Source organism: Ferrovibrio sp. (assembly GCF_035304305.1).
Lineage (GTDB): Bacteria > Pseudomonadota > Alphaproteobacteria > Ferrovibrionales > Ferrovibrionaceae > Ferrovibrio.
The window spans coordinates 1-21730 of sequence record NZ_DATGQG010000039.1 but is presented as its reverse complement, the minus strand read 5'-3'; the positions used below and the strand labels follow the sequence as shown (position 1 = coordinate 21730).

22 protein-coding genes are annotated in these 21730 nt (G+C 66.4%); 12 read left to right on the top strand and 10 right to left on the bottom strand.

Going from position 1 to position 21730, the window contains the following annotated elements:
- From phoU to hutG, 7 genes are all read right to left on the bottom strand, one after another.
- A partial coding sequence (phoU, locus tag VKZ87_RS04900) for a phosphate signaling complex protein PhoU (RefSeq protein WP_324220131.1) occupies nt 1–534 on the bottom strand: 534 nt, incomplete at its 3' end.
- A gap of 17 nt (nt 535–551) precedes the next feature.
- A complete protein-coding gene (gene pstB / locus VKZ87_RS04895) occupies nt 552–1340 on the bottom strand; it encodes a phosphate ABC transporter ATP-binding protein PstB (RefSeq protein WP_414655626.1) in 789 nt (262 codons plus the stop codon).
- Nucleotides 1341–1375: 35 nt separating this feature from the next.
- Nucleotides 1376–2710: a phosphate ABC transporter permease PstA gene (gene pstA / locus VKZ87_RS04890; protein WP_414655625.1), complete on the bottom strand. Its 1335-nt coding sequence runs from the start codon at nt 2708–2710 to the stop codon at nt 1376–1378.
- The gene (pstC, locus tag VKZ87_RS04885; RefSeq protein ID WP_324220130.1) at nt 2703–4085 is read right to left on the bottom strand and encodes a phosphate ABC transporter permease subunit PstC; all 1383 of its coding nucleotides are present in this window, start codon (nt 4083–4085) and stop codon (nt 2703–2705) included. The genes pstA and pstC overlap by 8 nt, the downstream gene beginning before the upstream one ends.
- A gap of 63 nt (nt 4086–4148) precedes the next feature.
- Nucleotides 4149–5192, bottom strand: coding sequence for a PstS family phosphate ABC transporter substrate-binding protein (locus VKZ87_RS04880; RefSeq protein ID WP_324220129.1), 1044 nt, complete (start codon nt 5190–5192; stop codon nt 4149–4151).
- Nucleotides 5193–5354: 162 nt separating this feature from the next.
- Complete coding sequence (gene phoR, locus VKZ87_RS04875) at nt 5355–6722, bottom strand: phosphate regulon sensor histidine kinase PhoR (protein WP_324220128.1); 1368 nt, start codon at nt 6720–6722, stop codon at nt 5355–5357.
- Nucleotides 6715–7533, bottom strand: a complete 819-nt coding sequence (hutG, locus tag VKZ87_RS04870; RefSeq protein ID WP_324220127.1) for an N-formylglutamate deformylase — start codon at nt 7531–7533, stop codon at nt 6715–6717. Before hutG ends, phoR begins: the two co-directional genes overlap by 8 nt.
- Nucleotides 7534–7708: 175 nt before the next feature.
- On the opposite strand from hutG, the gene VKZ87_RS04865 reads away from it, so the two are divergent.
- A complete protein-coding gene (locus VKZ87_RS04865; protein WP_324220126.1) occupies nt 7709–8359 on the top strand; it encodes a TerC family protein in 651 nt (216 codons plus the stop codon).
- Nucleotides 8360–8370: 11 nt separating this feature from the next.
- Here VKZ87_RS04865 and VKZ87_RS04860 read toward each other — a convergent pair whose 3' ends face one another.
- Nucleotides 8371–9285, bottom strand: a complete 915-nt coding sequence (locus tag VKZ87_RS04860) for an alpha/beta hydrolase (RefSeq protein WP_324220125.1) — start codon at nt 9283–9285, stop codon at nt 8371–8373.
- Between the two features lie 149 nt (nt 9286–9434).
- On the opposite strand from VKZ87_RS04860, the gene VKZ87_RS04855 reads away from it, so the two are divergent.
- The 11 genes from VKZ87_RS04855 (at nt 9435) to VKZ87_RS04805 (ending at nt 18418) form a co-directional block, all read left to right on the top strand.
- On the top strand, nt 9435–9719 hold the full coding sequence (locus tag VKZ87_RS04855) for a transcriptional regulator (RefSeq protein ID WP_324220124.1): 285 nt from the start codon (nt 9435–9437) through the stop codon (nt 9717–9719).
- Between the two features lie 110 nt (nt 9720–9829).
- Nucleotides 9830–10309: a sulfur oxidation c-type cytochrome SoxX gene (gene soxX, locus VKZ87_RS04850; RefSeq protein WP_324220123.1), complete on the top strand. Its 480-nt coding sequence runs from the start codon at nt 9830–9832 to the stop codon at nt 10307–10309.
- Between the two features lie 41 nt (nt 10310–10350).
- Nucleotides 10351–10821: a thiosulfate oxidation carrier protein SoxY gene (gene soxY / locus VKZ87_RS04845; RefSeq protein WP_324220122.1), complete on the top strand. Its 471-nt coding sequence runs from the start codon at nt 10351–10353 to the stop codon at nt 10819–10821.
- A gap of 33 nt (nt 10822–10854) precedes the next feature.
- Nucleotides 10855–11184, top strand: a complete 330-nt coding sequence (gene soxZ, locus VKZ87_RS04840; protein WP_324220121.1) for a thiosulfate oxidation carrier complex protein SoxZ — start codon at nt 10855–10857, stop codon at nt 11182–11184.
- 33 nt (nt 11185–11217) lie between these two features.
- Nucleotides 11218–12072: a sulfur oxidation c-type cytochrome SoxA gene (gene soxA / locus VKZ87_RS04835; protein WP_324220120.1), complete on the top strand. Its 855-nt coding sequence runs from the start codon at nt 11218–11220 to the stop codon at nt 12070–12072.
- A gap of 84 nt (nt 12073–12156) precedes the next feature.
- Complete coding sequence (gene soxB / locus VKZ87_RS04830; protein WP_324220119.1) at nt 12157–13863, top strand: thiosulfohydrolase SoxB; 1707 nt, start codon at nt 12157–12159, stop codon at nt 13861–13863.
- A gap of 14 nt (nt 13864–13877) precedes the next feature.
- Nucleotides 13878–15155, top strand: a complete 1278-nt coding sequence (soxC, locus tag VKZ87_RS04825) for a sulfite dehydrogenase (RefSeq protein ID WP_324220118.1) — start codon at nt 13878–13880, stop codon at nt 15153–15155.
- The gene (locus tag VKZ87_RS04820) at nt 15139–15795 is read left to right on the top strand and encodes a cytochrome c (RefSeq protein ID WP_324220117.1); all 657 of its coding nucleotides are present in this window, start codon (nt 15139–15141) and stop codon (nt 15793–15795) included. The genes soxC and VKZ87_RS04820 overlap by 17 nt, the downstream gene beginning before the upstream one ends.
- Nucleotides 15796–15827: 32 nt before the next feature.
- Nucleotides 15828–16250 (top strand): DsrE family protein, encoded by a 423-nt coding sequence (locus VKZ87_RS04815; protein ID WP_324220116.1) that lies wholly within the window; start codon nt 15828–15830, stop codon nt 16248–16250.
- An 8-nt stretch (nt 16251–16258) separates the two neighbouring features.
- Nucleotides 16259–16852 (top strand): thioredoxin family protein, encoded by a 594-nt coding sequence (locus VKZ87_RS04810; RefSeq protein ID WP_324220115.1) that lies wholly within the window; start codon nt 16259–16261, stop codon nt 16850–16852.
- A 9-nt stretch (nt 16853–16861) separates the two neighbouring features.
- The gene (locus VKZ87_RS04805; RefSeq protein ID WP_324220114.1) at nt 16862–18418 is read left to right on the top strand and encodes a fused MFS/spermidine synthase; all 1557 of its coding nucleotides are present in this window, start codon (nt 16862–16864) and stop codon (nt 18416–18418) included.
- On the opposite strand, the gene VKZ87_RS04800 is transcribed toward VKZ87_RS04805, so the two are convergent.
- Both VKZ87_RS04800 and hrpB read right to left on the bottom strand, forming a co-directional pair.
- Nucleotides 18419–19411, bottom strand: coding sequence for a response regulator (locus tag VKZ87_RS04800; RefSeq protein WP_324220113.1), 993 nt, complete (start codon nt 19409–19411; stop codon nt 18419–18421).
- Nucleotides 19412–19450: 39 nt separating this feature from the next.
- Nucleotides 19451–21730, bottom strand: a 2280-nt coding sequence (gene hrpB / locus VKZ87_RS04795) for an ATP-dependent helicase HrpB (protein ID WP_324220112.1), incomplete at its 5' end; no start/stop codon positions are given.

The window sequence follows — 21730 nt, the reverse complement described above, 5'->3', positions numbered from 1 at the left end:
CGGATCCTCCATCATGTAGGTCAGGAGCTCGCGGAACAGGCTGTTGTAAAGCTCGTCCACTTCCTCGTCGCGTGCCCAGACCGCATCGGCCTTGGCCACGTCCCCCGCCACATAGGCGTCCAGCGTATCCTTGATCATCGCCTGCACGAGCAGCGCCATGCGCGGCGTGGCGTGTACCGGCCGCACCAGCGGCGCCTGGTTGAGCACGATGCTGCGCTTGGCGATGTTCTTGGCATAATCGCCGATCCGCTCGATCTCGGAAGAGATGCGCAGCGCCGAAACGATGGTGCGCAGGTCGCTGGCCATGGGCTGGCGCCGCGCCAGCAGCTCGATGGCGAAATCATCCACCTGATGGCGCAGGGCGTCGATCTTGGCGTCGCTCTGGATGACCGTGTTCGCCAGCTCGCTGTCGCGCTTGGTCACGGCTTCGACGGCATTCGCGAGCTGCGATTCCGCCAGACCGCCCATCTGCACGATCATGGTCGTCAGCTTCTTGAGTTCCTCGTCGTATCTCTGGACGATATGCGTGTGCATGACAGTCTCCGTGAACCTCAGCCGAACCGGCCGGTAATGTAACCCATCGTCCGCTCGTCTTTCGGGTTGGTGAAGATCACCTTGGTATCGTCGGTCTCGACCAGATTGCCAAGGTGAAAGAAGGCGGTTTTCTGCGAAACCCGAGCAGCCTGCTGCATGGAATGGGTCACGATCACGATCGTGTACTGCTGGCGCAGCTCGTCGATCAGCTCTTCGATATGCGCGGTGGCGATCGGATCCAGCGCCGAGCAGGGCTCGTCCATCAGAATCACCTCCGGCGCCACGGCGATGGCGCGGGCGATGCAGAGCCGCTGCTGCTGGCCGCCCGACAGGCTGGTGCCGGAATCGTTCAGCCGGTTGCCGACCTCCTTCCAAAGGCCGGCCTGCTGCAGGGCGGTCTCGACGATGTGATCGAGATGCTCGCGGGTCTCCGCCAGGCCATGGATGCGCGGACCATAGGCGACATTCTCGTAAATCGATTTCGGGAACGGGTTCGGTTTCTGGAACACCATGCCGACCCGGGCGCGGAGCTGCACGACATCCACCTTCGAGGCATAGATGTCGAGGTCGTCCAGCCGGATCTCGCCGGTCACGCGGCAGTCGCGGATCGTGTCGTTCATCCGGTTCAGGCAGCGCAGGAAGGTGGACTTGCCGCAGCCCGAGGGACCGATCAGCGCCGTCACCGATCGTGCCGGTATGTCCAGGCTGACCTTCCTCAGCGCCTGCTTCTCGCCGTAGAAGACGTCGACATTCTTCGCCGACAGCTTGATTTCCGCCTCGACGGTGCGGGGTTCGGCTTTGGCCATTGCAGTCTGCATCACGGGTTATCCCTGGATCTTTCCTACCAGCGGCGCTCGAATTTCTTGCGCAGCAGGATGGCGGTGAGATTCATCAGCAGGAGGAAGACCAGCAGCACGATGATCGCCGCCGACGTCTTTTCCACGAAGCCGCGCTCGGGGCTGTCGGCCCACATGAAGATCTGGACCGGCAGGACGGTTGCCGCATCCACCGGCGTGGCGGGTATGTCGACGATGAAGGCGACCATGCCGATCATCAGCAGCGGCGCCGTCTCGCCCAGCGCATGGGCCATGGCGATGATGGTGCCGGTGAGAATGCCCGGCATGGCAAGCGGCAGCACGTGGTGCATGACGGCCTGCAGCGGCGAAGCGCCGACGCCCAGCGCCGCATGCCGGATCGAGGGCGGCACGGCGCGCAGGGCGGCGCGGGCGGCAATGATGATCACCGGCAGGCTCATCAGTGCCAGCACAAGGCCGCCGACGAAGGGCGCCGAGCGCGGCAGACCGAAGAAGCCGATGAAGACCGCGAGCCCGAGCAGGCCGTAGACGATGGATGGCACCGCCGCGAGATTGTTGATGTTCACCTCGATGATTTCGGTGAAGCGGTTCTTCGGGGCGAATTCCTCGAGATAGATCGCCGCCATGATGCCGAGCGGAAAGGATACCGCGAGGCAGACCAGCAGGGTGTAGATGGAGCCCACCACGCCGCCCAGGATGCCGACCAGTTCCGGCTCACGGCTGTCGGCGCCGGTGAAAAAGCGCGTGTTGAACTGCAGTTCCAGGTCGCCGTCGGCCTTCAGGGCATCGATCCAGCGCACCTGGTTGTCCTTCACCCGCCGTTCCTCTTCCGGCGCCTTCGTGTCGACCTGTTCCTTGACGAACATGTCGATGTCCGATGAAGCCGGCAGCCAGACCTCGGCACGCGTCCCGATCAGGGCGGGATTTTCAGCCACCATGCGGGCGAGCTGCGGTTCGGCACCGGCGCTGATCAGTGCCTGCAGCCGGCGCCGTTCGCCGCGGCTCTGCACCTCGGGAAAACGCTCCTGCAGGGCGGCGAGAATAATGCCGCCGTAATTGCCCTGCATGATCGTGTTAAAATCGGTCGTTCCGGCCGGCGCGATATGCTGGGCGCTGAACTCGACATTCAGGCGGATATGGGTCTGGCGGAAGGCCGTGAAGCCGTTCGACACGATATTGCCCAGCAGCAGCACCAGCGCCAGCAGCGAGAAGAGAATGGCGGACAGGCCGATCAGGCGGAAACGGCGCTCGGCGGCATAGCGCGCCTTCAGCCGCTTCGCGGCCCGCTCGGTCATGTGAATGCCCGGGCCGATCGCCGGCCGATCGGATGCAGTCGGGGCGCTGACGGCGAGATCAGTCATATTGTTCCCGGTATTTCTTGACGATGCGGAGCGCCACGATGTTGAGGCCGAGCGTCACCGCGAACAGCACGAGGCCGAGGGCGAAAGCCGCCAGCGTCTTGGGCGAGTCGAATTCCTGGTCGCCGACCAGCAGCGAGGCGATATGCACGGTGACGGTGGTCACCGCCGCCAGCGGATTGGCGGTGAGGTTGGCCGCCAGTCCGGCCGCCATCACGACGATCATGGTTTCGCCGAGGGCGCGGCTGAAGGCGAGGATGATCGAGGCCGCGATACCCGGCAGCGCGGCCGGCAGGATCACTTTCTTGATGGTCTCGGACTGCGTCGCGCCCAGTCCGTAGGAGCCGTCGCGCAGGCTCTGCGGCACGGCATTGATCACGTCGTCGGACAGCGACGAAACGAAGGGAATGATCATGATGCCCATGACCAGACCGGCGGCGAGCGCCGATTGCGAGGCAACTTCAAGGCCGACGCTTTCGCCGGCGCGGCGCACCAGCGGGGCCACGGTCAGAGCGGCAAAGAAGCCGTAGACCACCGTCGGGATGCCGGCGAGGATTTCCAGCGCCGGCTTGGCCCAGGCGCGCAGCTTCGGCCCTGCATATTCGGCCATGTAGACGGCGGCCATTAGGCCGACGGGGACGGCAACCAGCATGGCGATGGTGGCGATCAGCAGGGTGCCGGTGAAGAGCGGCACGGCGCCGAACGCACCCGACGAGCCGACCTGGTCGGCGCGGATCGCGGTCTGCGGCGACCATACGGTGCCGAACAGGAAGTCCAGCGGACTGACGGCGGCGAAAAAGCGCATCGCCTCGAAGATCAGCGACAGCACGATGCCGACGGTGGTGAGCACGGCGATGACGGAGGCGACCACCAGGATGATGCCCGCAACCTGCTCGACCCGGTTGCGGGCGCGGAAGTCGGGTGCGATACGCGAGCGCCCCCAGAACAGGCCGATGATGCCGATGCAGATGACGAGCACGCCCAGCGCGACATGGGCGGTCCGGCGCAGGCTGACATAGTGGTCCACCGCCGGGCGCAGCGCCGCATCGGCCTGGTCGGGCGGGATGTTTCCGAAGGCCATGTTGCGGATGTCGGAAATCACCAGCCCGAGCTGGTCCTGTGGCAGGCTGCGCAGTTGCTCCGGCAGGCCGGCCACCACCAGATTGCGCACTACCGTGTCTTCGAACGCGATCCAGCCGGCGAAAACCAGCAGGGCCGGCAGGCCGCACCAGATCGCGACATACCAGCCGTAGAAACCGGGAAGCGAATGCAGATTGGCGATCCTGCCGCCCGCCAGCGCCAGGGCGCGCGAGCGGCCGAGATAGAAGCCGAAGACGGTCAGGCTGATCAGGATGGCAGCGAGGAAAGTGAGCGGCATGTCAGGTCCGGCTGGATCGCACCAAAAAAATCCGGCGGCCGGATGGCCGGCCGCCGGAACAGTCTACATGGCCAGATTGGTCAGGCCGAGCACCTGGGAGCGGACGCTTTCCAGCTCCGTCTTCGGCATGGCCACAAGGCCCTTCTTCTCGAGATAGCCACCCGGCCCCATGGAGCGGTCGCTGACATACTCCGCCATGAACTCCTTCATGCCGGGAACCACGCCGATATGGGCCTTCTTGGCATAGACGAAGAGCGGGCGGGAGACGGGATACCTGCCTTCCGAGATGGTCTCGAAGTCAGGCTCGACGCCGTCGATTCTGGCGCCGACCAGTTTGTCGGCATTCTCTTCCAGGAAGGAATAGCCGAAGATGCCCATGACCCCGGCGTGGCCAGTCACCAGACGCTGCACGATCAGATTGTCATTCTCGCCGGCTTCGATGAAGGCACCGTCTTCGCGGATCTTGGCGCAGGCTGCCGCCTGGGCCTTCCTGTCGGTGATCGCCCTGATCTCCGGAAAGGCCTTGCAGCCGTGCTCCATCACCAGTTCGACGAAGCTGTCGCGGGTGCCGGAGGTGGGCGGCGGGCCCATCACCTCGATCTTCCAGTCCGGCAGCGCCGCGTTCACCTGCTTCCAGGTCCTGTAGGGATTGTCCACCAGCTGGCCGTTCTGCGGCACCCTGGCGGCAAGCGCGAGCCAGATGTCTTCGCGCTTCAGATCGATCTGTTGGCCGCCCTTCTTCAGCGCAACGGCAATGCCGTCGAAACCGACCTTCATCTCGACGATTTCCCTGACGCCGTTGGCGACACAGGCCTCGAACTCGCTTTTGGTGATGCGGCGCGAGGCGTTGGTCATGTCGGGATGCTGGGTGCCGACGCCGGCACAGAACAGCTTCATGCCGCCGCCGGTGCCGGTGCTCTCGACGATCGGCGCCTTGAACTTGCCGGTCTGAGCGAAGCGCTCGGCAACGGTGGTGGTGAAGGGATAGACGGTCGAGGAGCCGACCACCCGGATCTGGCTGCGCGCCTGCTGCGCGGCAACCGGTTCGGCCAGAATCAGCGACGCCACAGCCGCCAGACCCGCCAGAAGAACAGCTTTGTTGGTCACGGTGTACCTCTATCGTGGTTTGCGATGCACGCGATTGCCCGCGTCTGTGACCGAGCGAACCACCCCGAATGATCTGCCGTTCGGTCGGCGCCACTCCTAGGCCGACCCGATGACATGGTTATGACGGGTTTGTTTCAGCCGTATGACAGCCCCGCGCCGGAATCAGCGAACAATCGGCAAACGCACGGAGAAGATACTCCCCTCGCCCACCTCCGACTCGATGACCAGCCGGCCGCGATGGCGGTTGAGGATGTGTTTCACGATGGCCAGCCCCAGCCCGGTGCCGCCCAGATCGCGGCTGCGCGCCGAGTCGACCCGATAGAATCGCTCGGTCAGGCGCGGCAGGTGATCGCGCGGAATACCCTCGCCATGGTCGCGTACCGCGATTTCCAGCCAGTCCTGGTCCCGGCGGCGGAGATGGATTTCGACCGCCGTATCCGGCCGGCCATATTTGATCGCGTTGTCGATCAGGTTCTGGAAAACCTGCAGCAGCTCATCGCGGGCGCCGCGGACCGCCGGCAGACTCTCGTCGAGGTCGAGCTGCAGCGTGATGTTGCGCGCGCCGGCCTGCGGCTGCAGCGCCGCCGCGGTGTCGCGCAGCAGGGGCGCCAGCGCCACCGGTTCGGACGGGCGCTCATGGGCGCGCATCTCGATCTGCGACAGCGAGAGCAGATCCTGGATCAGCCGCGACATGCGGGCTGCCTGGTCTCGCATGATGCCGAGGAACCGGATGCGCGCTTCCTCGTCGTCCCGCGCAGGACCCAGCAGCGTCTCGATGAAGCCGACCAGCGAGGCCAGCGGCGTGCGCAGCTCGTGGCTGGCATTGGCGACGAAATCGGCGCGCATCTCCTCGGCGCGGCGCAATGCGGTGACATCATGCAGGGTCAGCACGGCAGCCGTGTCGCCCTGGCCGGCCGGCAGGGCGGCCACCCGCAGCGAAAAGCTGCGGCCATCCGGCGCCGGCTGGGTGAGCTCAGCGGACGCCAGCCCGCTTTCGCCGTGCAGCACCGAATCGGCCGCTTCCAGCACCGCCGGATGCCGCAGCACGACGGCGAGGTCATGGCCGATCATCTCGTTGCCGAAGAATTTGCGCGCGGCGAAATTGGCGCGCGCGATCTGCCGCCGCGAATCCAGCAGCAGCACGGGATCCGGCAGGGCATTGAGAATGGCGTCCGCCGTCGTGCTCTGCAGCGCCACCTGGCCTTTTTCATCCAGCAGGGTGCGGCGCAGGCGCTCGACGGTGACACCGAGTTCGCCGATCACCGTGAAGGCATCCCAGTCGGCTGCCGCGCGGCTCTCGCGCCCCAGAATTTCGTCGGTGCGCCGCAGCACCTGCCAGGCGGCACGGGTATGCCAGACGGCGAAGAGGCCGGCCATGCCCAGCAGCACGAAGAGCAGAATCCATGCCGCCCGCCCGGAGATCAGGCCGCTCGCTCCCGCGACCAGCAGCACCAGAGCAACCGGCAGCCCGAGGACCAGACAGAGGGCCAGCCAGCGCGAGACCGGGAAGCGCCTAGCCGGGTCAGCCATCGCGCGGCGTCCAGCCCAGCAGTCGCACGACCAGCCGCTGCAGCACCGCCGTCAGCGGCGCCGCGCGCGCGGCATCCCAGATTTCGGGACGGGCTTCATCCATGTAGCAGGCCTGCGCGAGCTCGAGCTGCAGGGCATGCAGCCCTTCCTCCGGCCGTCCGTAATGGCGCGTGATGTAGCCGCCCTTGAAGCGGCCGTTGTGCACCGACGTGAACCCCGTCGCGCCGGCCAGCACGGCTTCCGCCGCCGATGCCAGGCTTGCCGCGGCGCTGCGGCCGTCGTTGCTGCCGAGATTGAGATCCGGCAGGCGGCCTTCGAAGAAGCGCGGCACGACAGAGGGAATGCTGTGACCGTCGAGCAGAATGGCAAAGCCGTGCCGCCGGCGGATCATCTCGAGTTCAGCGACGAGACGGTCGTGATAAGGCTGCCAGTAGTGCGCCACACGCGCGGCCACCTCCGCCTCGTCCGGCCTGGCGCCATCGCGATACAGCGGCTCGGCATCGAATCCGCTGGTCGGGCAGAGCTCGGTATTGTCGGCGCCGGGATACAGCGCGCGGCCGCCCGGATCGCGGTTGAGGTCGACGACGTAGCGCGAATGCGTGGCCACCATCAGGCCGGCGCCCATGCCCGTCACGAAGCTGTAGAGCTTCTCGACATGCCAGTCGGTATCGGCGAGCCGGCGGCCCGCATCGGTCAGGCGACTCTCCAGGCCGGGCGACAGCCGGGTCCCTGCATGAGGTATGTTGACCAGCAGCGGGGTGCGGCCGGGAACAAGGGTGAACAGTCCGGTATCGGGGGTATTTGCGGTCATGCCGCAATGGTAGCGGCGAAGACCGGATCAACAAAGGGCCGCGCGGGACAGAAGGTCGCATCCTCTGGCCGGAACGGCGGGGAAATACATATTTGAGCCGGTCGGGCGTTTTGTCCTAAAGTGCGCCCCTTCCGCGATTCATCCCACCCGCCCGCGCAGGCAACAAGGCAAGACGATGGACATTTCTTTGTTCGGCCTCACGATCACCGCCGCCGAAATCAGCGCGTTCCTGCAAGTCATCATGATCGACGTCATCCTCTCGGGTGACAACGCCATCGTCATCGGCATGGCCGTTGCCGGCCTGCCGGCCAAGGACCGCAACAAGATCATCATCTACGGCATCCTCGCGGCCACCGCGCTGCGCATCCTGTTTGCCGGCGTCGCGGTCCAGCTGCTGCAGATCATCGGCCTGACGCTGGCCGGCGGCATCCTGCTGCTCTGGGTGGCCTGGAAGATGTGGCGCGAGCTGCGCGAGCAGGCCCGGGCGGAAAAGTCCCAGCATGACGACAGCGTCGAGAAGCCTGCGCCGAAGACCCGCCGCGAGGCGATCCTCCAGATCATCATGGCCGACGTGTCGATGTCGCTCGACAACGTGCTGGCGGTGGCCGGCGCGGCGCGCGAGCATCCCTACATCCTCGCCTTCGGCCTGGTCCTGTCGATCGCGCTGATGGCGGTGGCGTCGAAGTTCATCGCCCGCCTGCTCGACCGCTATCACTGGATCGCCTATATCGGCCTGCTCATCATCGCCTATGTGGCGCTGCGGATGATCTGGGACGGTGGCATCCAGGTCGCGCCTTATATTCCGGGCTTCGACAACGGCGGCTGAGGCGCCGCCCCTTACTCCGCCCAGAAGGCGGCAACCGCGTCGGCGAGATCCTCGCCGTACAGGTCCTGGAAGAAGTGGTCCGCGCCGTCCACCGTGACGGCGCGGTAGCGTTCCGGCTTCAGCGCCGCTTCGAGCTTCTGCGGCAGGTCCGTGACGATCTCGTCGCCGCCCGCGACGACCACCAGAACCGGCCGGCGGATCCGGCCCAGCAGGCTCGGTGCGTCGTTGCGCCCGTCGCCCCAGTGGTAGTCGATGAAGGTGGCGGCCGCGACGCTCGTCTTCTGGCAGTACATGAAATCGGTATCGGGCATCAGTTCCTGCCCCTTCGCGCCGGCGACCAGCGCCGCAGCGCGATCCATCACCGCATTCAGGTCGCCGCCGTAACGGCTTCTGTAATCCTCGTTCGCCTTCGTGCGGTCGAAGGTGGCGGGCGCCGCCAGCACGAGCTTCTGCACCACGGCCGGCAGCCGGTCGCCGGCCTGCGCGGCGTAATAGGCGACCTGCGCGCCGCCGCGGGAATGGCCCAGCACGCCGACTTTGCCCGCCCCCTGCTTCGCCGCCCAGTCCACCCAGGCGCCGATCTCGGCGGCGGCCTGCTGGTTGCCGTGGCGATGCGGCTGGGCGCAGTCGTACATACCCTTGCGGTCTGACACGCCGAGCGAAAGCGTCAGCGCGAGTGTGGAGATGCCGCGCTCGGCCAGCATCTCCTGCAGCGCCGACATGATCTCCATCCGGTTATGCGCCAGCGTGCCATGGACCAGCAGCAGCACGCCGTCCCTGACGCTCCTGCCCTCGGCAAGCTGCACCTCACCGTTCAGGACCCGGCCGTCATGGGACAGCTGCACCGGCTCGGCAGCAACCGGCGAGGCCGCGGCAATGGCAATGCCGAGACCGGCGAGAACAGCATTGCGCAGATGACACGACATATTCCGGCCCTCCTGCCCGTCAGCCTATTGATCGACTCGCTATGATCAAATAACAATACGCGGCGATGTTATCTAGATTTGCACATATTATTTGTGTTATATTCGCATTCCTCGCCGGGGCGGCCGCCGCGCAGCCTCTCCAGCTGGTGATGCTTGAGCGCGACGACTGCCCCTGGTGCCAGGCCTGGCATCGAGAGATCGGCCCCGGCTATCCGGACAGCGCCGAAGGTCAGCGCGCGCCGCTGCGGCGGATCGATCTGGCCAAACCCTGGCCGGAAGACCTGCCCCGGCTGGGTGCCTACTACACCCCGACTTTCGTTCTCGTCGCCTGCGGCAGCGAAACCGGCCGGCTGGCGGGCTACCCGGGCGAGCATTTCTTCTATCCCGCCCTCGCGCAGCTGCTCTCGCAGCAACCGGAAGGAGCGTCATGCTGACGGAAATACATACCGGCCGACGGACCATGAATTTTGTTGTGGACTTGAAGGCCGGCTTGACCAAGGCTGGCCGCAAAGCCCCCGCAGTCAACAGAGGGCGAAGGGGAGGCATGATGCAGCAGATCCGTTTCTCACTGGCATCCGTCGTGCTCGCGGCGGCGCTGATCGCCCTGCCTGCACTGGCGCAGGACGCCCGGGTCAGCGAACCCGGCCTCGCTCCTTACGAGGTGAAGGATTACGCGATCGAGAAATCACTCACCGGCAAGCCCGGCGACCCCGCCAAGGGCCGCGAATGGGCGATCACCGGCGGCCAGGGCAACTGCGTTATCTGCCACAGGCTGCCGATCCCGGAAGTTGATTTCCGCATCGGCAATATCGGGCCGGACCTCACGGAAGTGGGAAGCCGCCTGACGCCCGGCGAGATCCGTCTGCGCATCGTCAATCCGAAGCTGCTGAACGAGGACACCATCATGCCGGCCTATTACCGGGTCAGCGGCTTTCACCGTGTCGCCAAGCGCTTCGAAGGCAAGCCGATGCTGACCGCCGAGCAGGTGGAAGATCTCGTCGCCTATCTTTCGACTCTGAAATGAGTCGGCGTGCCCTAGATGAATTCGGAACAGGAGTACCCGTCATGAGCCCCATCACAAACCTCGCGCGAGAGGGCCTGAACCGCCGCCAGGCGGTTGCGCTCGGCCTCGGCGGCATTGCGGCAGCCATGGCGCCGCTGAACGCCCGGGCGACGCCGGAATCCGCCCGCAAGCTGCTGAGCGACATGGTCAAGACCGAGCCGAAGGCCGGCAAGGTGCAGATCAAGACGCAGGAGATCGCCGAGAACGGCAATACGGTGCCGGTCACCATCACGGTCGACAGCCCGATGACCGACAAGGATTACGTCAAGGCGATCCATGTGGTGGCGGACCGGAACCCGCTGCCCGGCGTGGCGAGCTTCAGCCTCAATCCGGCAAGCGGCAAGGCCGAGGTGCAGTTCCGCATGCGCATGGCCGAGACGCAGAACATCATCGCCGTGGCCGAAATGAGCGACGGCAGCGCCTGGACCGCCACGCGCGAAGTGAAGGTCACCATCGGCGGCTGCGGCGGCTGAGGTCAACGGGATCGAACAGGAAGGAAGCGAATCATGGCTGAGAACGTCAAGCCGCGCATCCGGGTGCCGAACAATGCCAAAAGGGGTGAAGTGATCGAGATCAAGACTCTCGTGTCGCACCCGATGGAATCCGGCCAGCGGAAGAATGCGCAGGGGCAGACCATCCCGCGCAAGATCATCAACAGGATGTCGGTGACCTATAACGGCAAGCCGGTTTTCGAGGCGAAGCTGGAACCGGCGATTTCGGCGAACCCGTATATCTCGTTCTTCATCAAGGCGACCGAGAGCGGCGAACTGGCCTTTGCTTGGACCGACGATGACGGCAGCGTCTACAAGGCGACGCAGCAGATCACCGTGTCCTGACCGGCGACGGAACCGAGAGTGCTAGGGGGAAATATGGCCCGGTATCGCAAGATTCTCGTCGTCGCTTCTACCATTCTCGCCGCCGGCCTTGCGGCCTGCAGCGAGGAGAAGCCGACCAGCACGGCTGACAGCGGCGATCCGCTGGCGCAGTACCGTGCCAATCCGAAATACGCGGAATTCATGTCCGGCGAGAAGATGTCGGGTTATGTCTTCGCATCGCCGGAAACCCAGGCAATGCAGGATGACGATTTCGAGAATCCGGGCATGCTGGCCGTCCAGGACGGCGAGGCCGAGTGGAACAGGGTCGAGGGCGCGGCCGGCAAATCCTGCGCCTCCTGCCATGGCGATGCCGCACAGAGCATGAAAGGCGTTGCCGTCACCTATCCGAAATTCGAGCCCAAGCGCGGCAAGCTGGCCAGCATCGAGCACCGCATCAATATCTGCCGCACCGAACACATGCAGGCGCCCGAACTGAAATGGGAGTCGAAGCCCCTGCTCGGCCTGACCGCCTATGTCGAGTACCAGTCGCGCGGCATGCCGATCAACGTGAAGATCGATGGGCCGGCAGCGCCGTTCTTCGAAAAGGGCAAGGAATTCTACGAGACCCGTCGCGGCCAGATGGATGTGTCCTGCGCCCACTGCCACGTGCACAATGCCGGCCGGAACATGGGCGTCGAGAATCTCAGCCAGGGCCAGTCGAACGGCTATCCCACCTACCGGCTGAAGTGGCAGTCCTTCGGCTCGCTGCATCGCCGCTTCGAAGGCTGCAACCAGGAAGTCCGCGCCGCCACCTATCCCCGCGGCTCCGACGAATACACCAATCTGGAACTTTACGTCGCCTGGCGCGGCAACGGACTCAAGTCCGAAGCGCCCAGCGTCCGCCGCTGACCTGCAGATGCCCCGTCCAGGGGCATCTGTTTGCGTATTTTGTACAGAAAAATACTGTTTTGATGATAGGATGAAAGTTACGCAATGCTGAGCCGCCGCGACATTCTCCAGGCCGGTGCCGCCGCTGCCGTCCTGCTCGGCGGCGGCCCGCTGGGCCGCGCCGCGGCGGCGCAGGCGATTTCGCAGTCCGACCTGCTGCGCTTCGAGCCCTTGGGGCAGGTCACGCTGCTGCATTTCACCGACATTCACGCGCAGCTCGTGCCGCTGCATTTCCGCGAGCCCAGCGTCAATATCGGCGTCGGCGATGCGCTCGGCCTGCCGCCGCATCTGGTCGGCCGCCACCTGATGCAGCATTTCGGCGTCAGGGCCGGCACACCCGAGGCGCATGCCCTCACCTTCAACGATTTCACGCAGCTGGCGAAGGAATACGGCAAGCTGGGCGGCCTTGCGCATATGGCCACGCTGGTGAAGGCGATCCGCGCCGAGCGGCCGAACAACACGCTGCTGCTGGATGGCGGCGACACCTGGCAGGGCAGCTACACCTCCATGGTGACCAGGGGGGCCGACATGGTGAAGGCCATGCAGGCGCTCGGCGTCGACGCCATGACCGCGCACTGGGAATTCACCTACGGCGCCGAGCATGTGAAGGCCCAGGCCGAAGCCATGAATATCCCCTTCCTGTGCGGCAACGTGAAGGATACCGGCTTCGGCGATCCGGTTTTCGAATCCACCAGGGTGTTCGAACGCGGCGGCGTGAAGATCGCCGTGATCGGCCAGGCTTTCCCCTACACGCCGATCGCCAATCCGCGCTACCTGATCCCCGAATGGTCCTTCGGCATCGAGGAAGACAGGGTGCAGGAGCGCGTCGACGAGGCCCGCGAGGGCGGCGCCGACCTGATCGTGCTGCTCAGCCATAACGGCTTCGATGTCGACCGCAAGATGGCGGGCCGCGTGAAGGGGATCGACGTGATCCTCACAGGCCATACCCATGATGCGATCCCAGCGGTGGTGAAGGTCGGCAACACCCTGCTGGTGGCACCGGGCAGCCATGGCAAGTTCCTGGCCCGCCTCGACCTCGACGTGCGGAACAAACGCGTGGCCGACTACCGGTTCCGCCTGATCCCGGTCTTCTCCGACGCCATTGCGCCCGATCCGGCCATGGCCAGGCTGATCGAGGAGATCCGCGCACCCCACAGGGCGGTGCTGGAGAAGGTTCATGCCCGGACGGATTCGCTGCTCTACCGCCGCGGCAATTTCAACGGCACCTTCGACGACCTGATCTGCCAGGCCATCATGGCCGAACGCGACGCCGAGATCGCGCTGTCGCCGGGCTTCCGCTGGGGCGCCACGCTGCTGCCCGGCCAGGCGATTACCGGCGACGCGCTCTATTCGCAGACGGCGATCACCTACCCCAATGTCTACCGCACCCAGATGACCGGCGAATTTCTCAAGACGGTTCTGGAGGATGTGGCCGACAATCTCTTCAACCCCGATCCCTACTACCAGCAGGGCGGCGACATGGTGCGCGTCGGCGGCATGGCCTACAGCATCGACATCGGCAAGCCGATCGGCCAACGGATTTCCAACATGACCCTGCTGCGCACCGGCGAGGCGATCCAGGCGGACAAGAGCTACACCGTCGCCGGCTGGGCTTCGATCAACGAGGGAACGGAAGGCCCGCCCGTCTATGACCTGCTGGCCCGGCATCTCGCCGGCCGGCAGAGCGTCAGCATTCCGGAAAACCGCAGCGTGACGGTGCTGGGCGCCGATCCGCGCGGCATCAGCGGCTGAACGGAGAGGACGCCATGCCCCCAACCGCCGGCCGGCCTTCGCGGCGAGGTTTCCTGAAAGGATCGGCGGCGGCGGGCGGTGCGGCGCTGCTGGCGGGCGCCGGCGTCGGCGAGGCGATGGCGTCGGGCCCGGACAATCTGCCGCCGAATGTCCCCGAATGGATGCAGAGCCTCGGCCCGGGCGTCACCGCCAGCCCCTATGGCATGCCTTCGCCCCATGAAAGGCATATCGTCCGCCGCAACGTCCCCTGGCTGACGGCGACCGAAGAATCCTCGATCAACTTCACTCCGCTGCACGAACTGGACGGCATCATCACGCCGAACGGCCTCTGCTTCGAGCGTCACCACGGCGGCGTGCCGGAAATCGACCCGGCGCAGCACCGCCTGATGATTCATGGCCTGGTGGACCGCCCGCTGATCTTCACCATGGACGACCTGATGCGGTTTCCCTCGGTGAGCCGCATCCATTTCCTCGAATGCCCGGCCAATGGCGGCATGGAATGGCGAGGCGCGCAGATGGCGGGCGTGCAGTTCAGCCACGGCATGGTGCATTGCTGCGAATGGACAGGGGTGCGGCTTTCCACCCTGCTGGCCGAGGTGGGCGTGCAGAAGCCGGCGAAATGGCTGCTGGCAGAAGGCGCCGATGCCGCTGCCATGACGCGCAGCATCCCGCTCGACAAGGCGATGGACGACGTGATCCTCGCCTATTCCCAGAACGGCGAGCGCGTCCGGCCCGAGAACGGCTATCCACTGCGCCTCATGGTGCCCGGCTGGGAGGGCAACGTGAATGTCAAATGGCTGCGGCGCATCAAGATCGGCGACCAGCCCTGGCATCACCGCGAGGAGACCTCGAGATACACCGACCTGATGCCGGACGGCAAAGCGCGCCAGTTCACCTTCGTGCAGGAGGCGAATTCCGTCATCACCTCGCCCTGCCCGGAAAAGCCGATGAAATTCGGCAAGGGGTTCTACGAAATCCGCGGCATCGCCTGGTCGGGCTACGGCAGGATCAGCAAGGTGGATGTCTCGCTGGATGGCGGGATGAACTGGCAGACGGCGGAACTGCAGAAACCGGTCCTCTCGAAAAGCCTGACCCGCTTCCGTTTCCCGCTGCAATGGGACGGGCGACCGCTGCTGCTGCAGAGCCGCGCCACCGACGAGAGCGGCTATGTGCAGCCCACCATCGAGGCCCTGCGGAAGGTTCGCGGCATCAACTCGATCTACCACAAGAATTCCATCCATACCTGGCGCGTGCATCCGGGCGGCGAGGTTGAGAATGTCCAGATCGGCTAGATGCTTCGCCCTGCTGCTTGCCTTTGCTCTTGCCGGTCCGGCGCTGGCGCAGGACAGACCCACCGGTCCGTTCGGCTTCGGCAGACCGGCGAGCCCGGAGGAAATCGCCGGCTGGGATATCGACGTGCGCGGACCCGATGGCGCCGGCCTGCCGCCGGGCAAGGGCAATGTTGCGGCGGGCGAAGAGCTCTACATGGCGCAATGCGCCGCCTGCCACGGTGAATTCGGCGAAGGCGCGGGGCGCTATCCGGAGCTGATCGGCGGGCGCGGCACACTGACCTCGGAGGATCCGCGCAAGACCATCGACAGCTATTGGCCCCATGCCCCGGGGCTCTATGATTATATCCGCCGCGCCATGCCCTTCGGCGCGCCGCAGAGCCTGACGCCGGACGAGGTCTATTCCATCACCGCCTGGCTGCTGAACCAGGCCGAGCTCTGGCCTGCCGACAGGGAACTGGATGCGGAAGGACTGAGAACCGTGAAGATGCCGAACCGCGAGGGCTTCATTGCCGGTGGCGATCCCCGTCCCGACGTGACACCGGATACCTGCATGACCAGTTGCCGCACAACGCCGCCGAAGATCACCAGCGATCTGGCTGCCCGCCTCGGCGTGACGCCCACACAGCGGACGGGTGACTGATGCTGTCCCGCCGCAGATGGATTCTGTGCGTCATGGCTCTGGCCGCGACGGGTCCGGCCAAGGCGCAGGAGCGAAAGGGCAAGTTCGCCGATCCGCAGCCGGATATCGACAATCCGCGCAAGATCGTCGTCAGCCTGTCGGAAGACGATCCGAAACGCATCAATGCCGTCCTGAGCAACATCGTGAACATCCAGAAATACTACGACGCCGCCCAGGTGCGTCTGGCGGTCATCGCCTATGGCCCGGGCATCGCCGCCGTGCTGAAGGACAGCCCCGTCGCCCCGCGCATAGCCGGCCTGCAGGATCTGGATGTGGAATTCATCGCCTGCGGCGCTACACTGGAAACGATGAACAAGAGCGAAAGCGATCTTCTGCCCGAAATCGCGGTCGTGCCGAACGGCCTGCCGGAAATCGTCGAGCGCGGCCTGACCGGCTGGACCCATCTGCATCCGTGAGGTCGGCCATGCTCACCCGCCGCAGCCTGATCGCATCCGCCCTCGCCCTGACGCTGGCGCCGGCCGCGGCGCGGGCGGCCAGGCTTAACGACGACGGCCTGCATGTGCAGGACTGGTTTCTCGACAGCTTTCTCGACCTCGCGCAGGACATCGAGGAGGCCGCAGCCAAAGGCAAGCGCCTCGCCGTCAGCTTCGAGCAGCGCGGCTGCATCTACTGCGCCGAGATGCACGAGAAGCATCTGGCAAACGCGACGATCAGCGCCTATGTGCGGCAGCATTTCGAGATGATCCAGCTGAACCAGTTCGGCGCCCGGGAGGTGACCGACCTCGACGGCAGGGTCCTGCCGGAGAAGGAGATGGCGCGGCGCTGGGCGGTCACCTCGACGCCCACCATCCTGTTCCTGCCCGAGAAGCCGGTGAGCGGCCAGGCACATCTGGTTTCGCCTGCCCGGATGCGCGGCCTGCTGCCCCAGCCGGCTTTCCTGGCGATGTTCCGCTTCGTCGCCGAGAAGCAGTACGAGAAGATGGAATTCCCGGCCTATGCGCGGCAGCAGGAAGAAACGCTGGCCAAAGCCATCGCCGCCGGCCAGCCGATCAACTAGTCTGCCAGCGTGAGCGTCAAGCGACAGGCCGCCTACGGCCTCACCCTCTTTCTGACCTCGGCCGCCTCGCTGGTGGTGGAGATCGTGGCCGGCCGCATGCTGGCGCCCTATGTCGGCATGTCGCTCTATACCTGGACCGCGATCATCGCCGTGGTGCTGGCCGGCTTCTCGATCGGACACTGGATCGGCGGCCGGCTGGCCGCGCCGCAGATTCCCGCGGCGACCGCCCTGCGCGGCATCGCGCTGGCGCTGCTGCTGGCCGGCCTGACGGCAGGCGGCGCCGCTCCCCTGCTGCATTGGCTCGCCGGCATCCTGGTCGAAAGCCGGGCGCCGCCGCTGCTGCTGATCACCCTGCTGGCCGGCGGCATCTTCTTCCTGCCCAGCCTGTTCGTCGGCATCGTCTCGCCGGTGCTGACCAAGCTCGCCATCGATGACGCGCCCGACCGGCAGGGCCCCGTCATCGGCCGCATGTTCGCGCTCGGCGCCGCAGGCAGCATCCTCGGCACGCTGAGCGCCGGCTATCTCTTCATTTCCTGGATCGGCTCGAGCGGCACGATGCTGGCCGTTGCCGTGCTCTATCTGGCCTTCGCGCTGGCCTACGGATTGCAGGGGCGCCGGCGGGCCATCGCCGTGCCCGTGATTGCCCTGCTGATCTTTGCCGCCATCGGCCTCGCCCGCCTGCCCGGCTTCGCCGCGCCCTGCCATACCGAGAGCGATTACTACTGCATCCGGGTCATCGATTTCGCGCCGCAGAGCGGCCGGCCTTCGGCGGCCATGGTGCTGGATCATCTTGCCCACAGCATCAACGACCGCGACGACCCGACGCTGCTCTACTCGCCCTATCTGCATTTCGTCGCCGAGCGGACCCGGCGCCTGCTGGAGGGCCAGCCGCCGCGCGCCTATTTCGTCGGCGGTGGCGCCTTTACCCTGCCGCGCGCCTGGGCAGCCGCCTTTCCCGATGCCGCGCTGACGGTGGCGGAAATCGATCCGGCGGTGACCAGGGTCGCCGCCGAGGCCATGTGGCTGCGCCCCGACGCGCCGGGCCTGCGCATCATCCATGCCGATGCGCGGCATACCCTGGCCACGCTGCCGCCGGAGCAGCGTTTCGATCTCATTCTCGGCGATGCCTTTCACGACTTCTCGATTCCCTCTCATCTGGTGACGCGGGAATTCCACCAGCTGGTGCGGCGCCGGCTGGTGCCGGGCGGCGCCTATGCGATCAACGTGATCGACCAGAGCGAGGCTCCGCGCTTCACCTTTGCGCTGGTGAAAACGATGCAGCAGGACTTTCCCGTGGTGGAGGTCTGGCTGGATGACGACAGCCGGCGACGTGGCGGGCGCGTCACCTTTGTCGTGCTGGGCCTGGCCGAGCCGAGCGCGTCGCCGATGCTGCGCGCCACCGATCCGGTGTCGCGCCTGGGCCAGCGCGTCTGGCTCCGCTGGCCGGAAGACGACCTGAACCGGCGCATCGCCGCCGTCGACCCGCCGGTGCTGACCGACGACTTCGCGCCGGTCGATCGCCTGATGGCAGGCTTCCTGCTGCGGCCCGACGAAATCCTGCGCTGATCAGGCGAAGGGAATTTCGCCCGCTTCCTGCGCCGCCTTGCGGGCCCGGAAACGGTCGATCGCCTCGGCCACTTCGCTGGCCAGCGCGGAAGCGTCGCGGTCCGGATTGAAGAAGGCCAGCACGGCGTCGCCCAGCGTCTTGATCAGGCTGAAATTCTTCTGCCATTCGGCATCGAACGGCTGCGCCGCGCCATATTCCGCCATCTGCCGGGCCGGCTGCAGCAGACGGTCGCAGATCTGGCCGACATGGGCGAATTCCGTATTGCGCACCCGCTGGCGGATATCCTCCACCGAGGCGATCAGGTCGTGCAGCATGGCCAGCGTCGCCTCTTCCGGCGGCTCTCCGGCCTGGTAGAGCGGAATGATCTGCTGCGTCACGAATGCGATGCGGAAGGCGGCCGCGCGCAGGCGCTGGCGGTTGACCTGCTCGCTGGTCGCGCGGATCGCCTGCTGCAGGGCCTGGGGATCGAGCGCCTCGCCGGCCAGCTTGGCGCGGATCACGTTCGGCACTTCGATCAGCGGCACGGTACTGGCGCGACGCGCCGTCTCCTTGCGGCGGTCCGGACCGATATAGTCCGATGTGACGACGAAGGGTTTGCGGTGCAGGCAGACGGCCTCGACGCGGTCGAGCAGCATCCGCGTGGACAGCGGCTTGGCCAGCAGGTCATCGGCGCCCGCATCGATGAACTTGCGCACCACCGCCTGCGACGTATCCCAGGTGGTCATCACGACGGGCAGGAAGGGATTGACGCCGAGCCGGTTGTAGCGAAGGTCCCGGATCAGCGCGGCAGCGTCGCCGCCGGGCATCTCGGTATCCATGAAGACCAGGTCGGGCTGCGCCACGGCGAGCAGGTCGGCAAAGCCTTTCAGACTGTCGAATTCGCGCAAATGGGTGTAGCCCGCGGCGACCAGCGCCTGGCGGTAAAGTCTCCGCGTGCCCTGCCCGGGGTCCCCGAACAGGATCCGCACCTCCCCCCGTCGATCCGGATTCATCGCCTCATCCTAGGAACACGCCACAGGACCAACAAGGGTTCAGCCGCGCGGCCGCGGCTTGGCGCGTGCCGTCGGCGCCGCCTGCAGCGGGTTGTCCGGCCAGTCATGCTTGGGATACTGCCCCCGCATCTCCGCCCTGACGCTGCGGTAGCTGGATTGCCAGAAGCCGGCAAGGTCGCTGGTGACCTGCAGCGGCCGCCGTGCCGGCGACAGCAGATGCAGCAGCAGCTTCACCCTGCCGCCGGCGATCGCCGGCGTTTCCGCGCAGCCGAACATCTCCTGCAGCCGCACGGCCAGCACGGGAACATCGCCCTGCACATAGTCGATCGGAAGATTCGAGCCCGACGGCACTTGCCAGTGCGTTGGCGCCTCGGCGTCGAGCAGCTTCCTCTGCGCGAAATCCAGCTGGCCGGTGATCGCGCCGTGGAGATCGATGGCATCCAGCTGCGACAGCTTCGTCACGCCCTGCAGATAGGGCAGCAGCCAGTCTTCCAGCCGTTCGGCGAGCGCCGCATCGCTCATGTCCGGCCAGTCGGCCGCCGCGGGCAGATGCCGGCGCAGCAGGGCCACGCGCGCCTGCCACTGCCGAAGGCCGTCGGTCCAGGGCAGCGTATCGGCTATTCCCCGCTTGCGGATGGCAGCAAGCAGCGCCTGCTGAACCAGCTCGGCCGGCAGCTCGCGCAGCGGCTTCTCGCGCAGCACGATGGCGCCGAGCCGCTGCTGCCGCCTGGCCAGCACAGCTTCACTGCGCTCGTCCCACTCCACGGCGTCGCGGGTTTCCAGAGCGTCGGCAAAAGCGGTCTCGATATCCCGCTCGCTGAGCGGCGCGGCAAGGAAGATGCGCGCGTCGGCCTGCACGGAATCGACTTCCGCCACGGCCAGATATGCCTCCCGGCTGAGCGCATCCATCGGGTCGAGCCGCGCACCGCGGCCGTTGCTGAGCAGGAAACTGCCGGCCGATCCGCCGCGTGCCTTGGCGACGCGGTCGGGATAGGCCAGTGCGACAAGCAAGCCGGCATCGTCTGCTGGCCCCTGGTGCGGCCGGGCGCCGACCTGGCGCCGCCAGCCCTCGGCCAGTTGCCGGATCTGCCGCACCGCATTCATGTCGATGCGCAGCCCATGCGGCGCGGCCTGGCGCTCGTTCTCTCCGGCAACGATCTCTGCCCGCCAGCGCAGGTCGGCATCGCGCATCACGCCGGTGCCGCCCCGGGCGATGTCGCGCTCGGACAGCAGTCCCGCCAGCACACAGGCAAGCCCGCCATGGCCGAGCTCGTGACCGCGGATCACCATATGGGCAAGGCGCGGATGCAGCGGCAGCTCGGCCATCGCCTTGCCATGCGGCGTGATGCCGCCGCCGTCATCCAGCGCGCCGAGACGCCGCAGCAGGTCGCGGGCATAGGCCATTGCGGCCTCCGGGGGCGCGTCCAGCCAGGGCAGGCTGCCGGCATCGCGCACGCCCCAGACGGCGAGATCAAGGGCGAGCGGCGTGAGATCGGTGACGGCGATTTCCGGCGCGGTGAACTTCGGCATGCCGCCATGGGCGGCCTCGGCCCAGAGCCGGTAGCAGATGCCGGGCGCCACGCGGCCGGCGCGGCCGCGACGCTGGTCGGCGGACGCCTGGCTGACGCGCAGCGTTTCCAAGCGCGCCATGCCGGTGCTCGGCGAGAACCGCGGCTGCCGCATATAGCCGCTGTCGATGACGACGCGGACGCCTTCGATGGTCAGCGAGCTTTCCGCGATCGCCGTCGACAGCACGATCTTGCGCCGGCCCGGCGGACTCGGTCGCAGGGCCGCATCCTGCCGGTCGCCCGCCAGATCGCCGTAGAGCGGATAGATGTCGGGTTCGCCAGGCAGGGCGGATTCCGACAGGCGTTCTTCCGTCCGCCGGATTTCGGCCACGCCCGGCAGGAATACCAGGATGTCGCCCTCGGTGTCGCGCAGGGCCTCGCGGATGACGTCGCTGACTGCCTGTTCGAGCCGGACCTGCGGCGCGACGGGCCGCCAGCGTGTTTCGACAGGGTAGCTCTGCCCCTCGCCGGTGACGATGGCGCAGTCTCCCATCAGCCGCGCGAAAGGTGCCGCGTCCAGGGTCGCCGACATGGCGACCAGCTTCAGGTCGGGCCGCAGCGCTCCCTGCGCTTCGAGGCAGAGCGCCAGCGCCGTGTCGGATTCCAGTCCGCGCTCGTGGCATTCATCGAACAGCACGGCCGCGACGCCCGAAAGCTCGGGGTCGCGCTGCAGCCGCCGCAGGAAGACGCCGTCGGTATTGAACTCGATCCGCGTCTTCGGCCCCGCTTTCGTGTCGAGGCGGACGCGGTA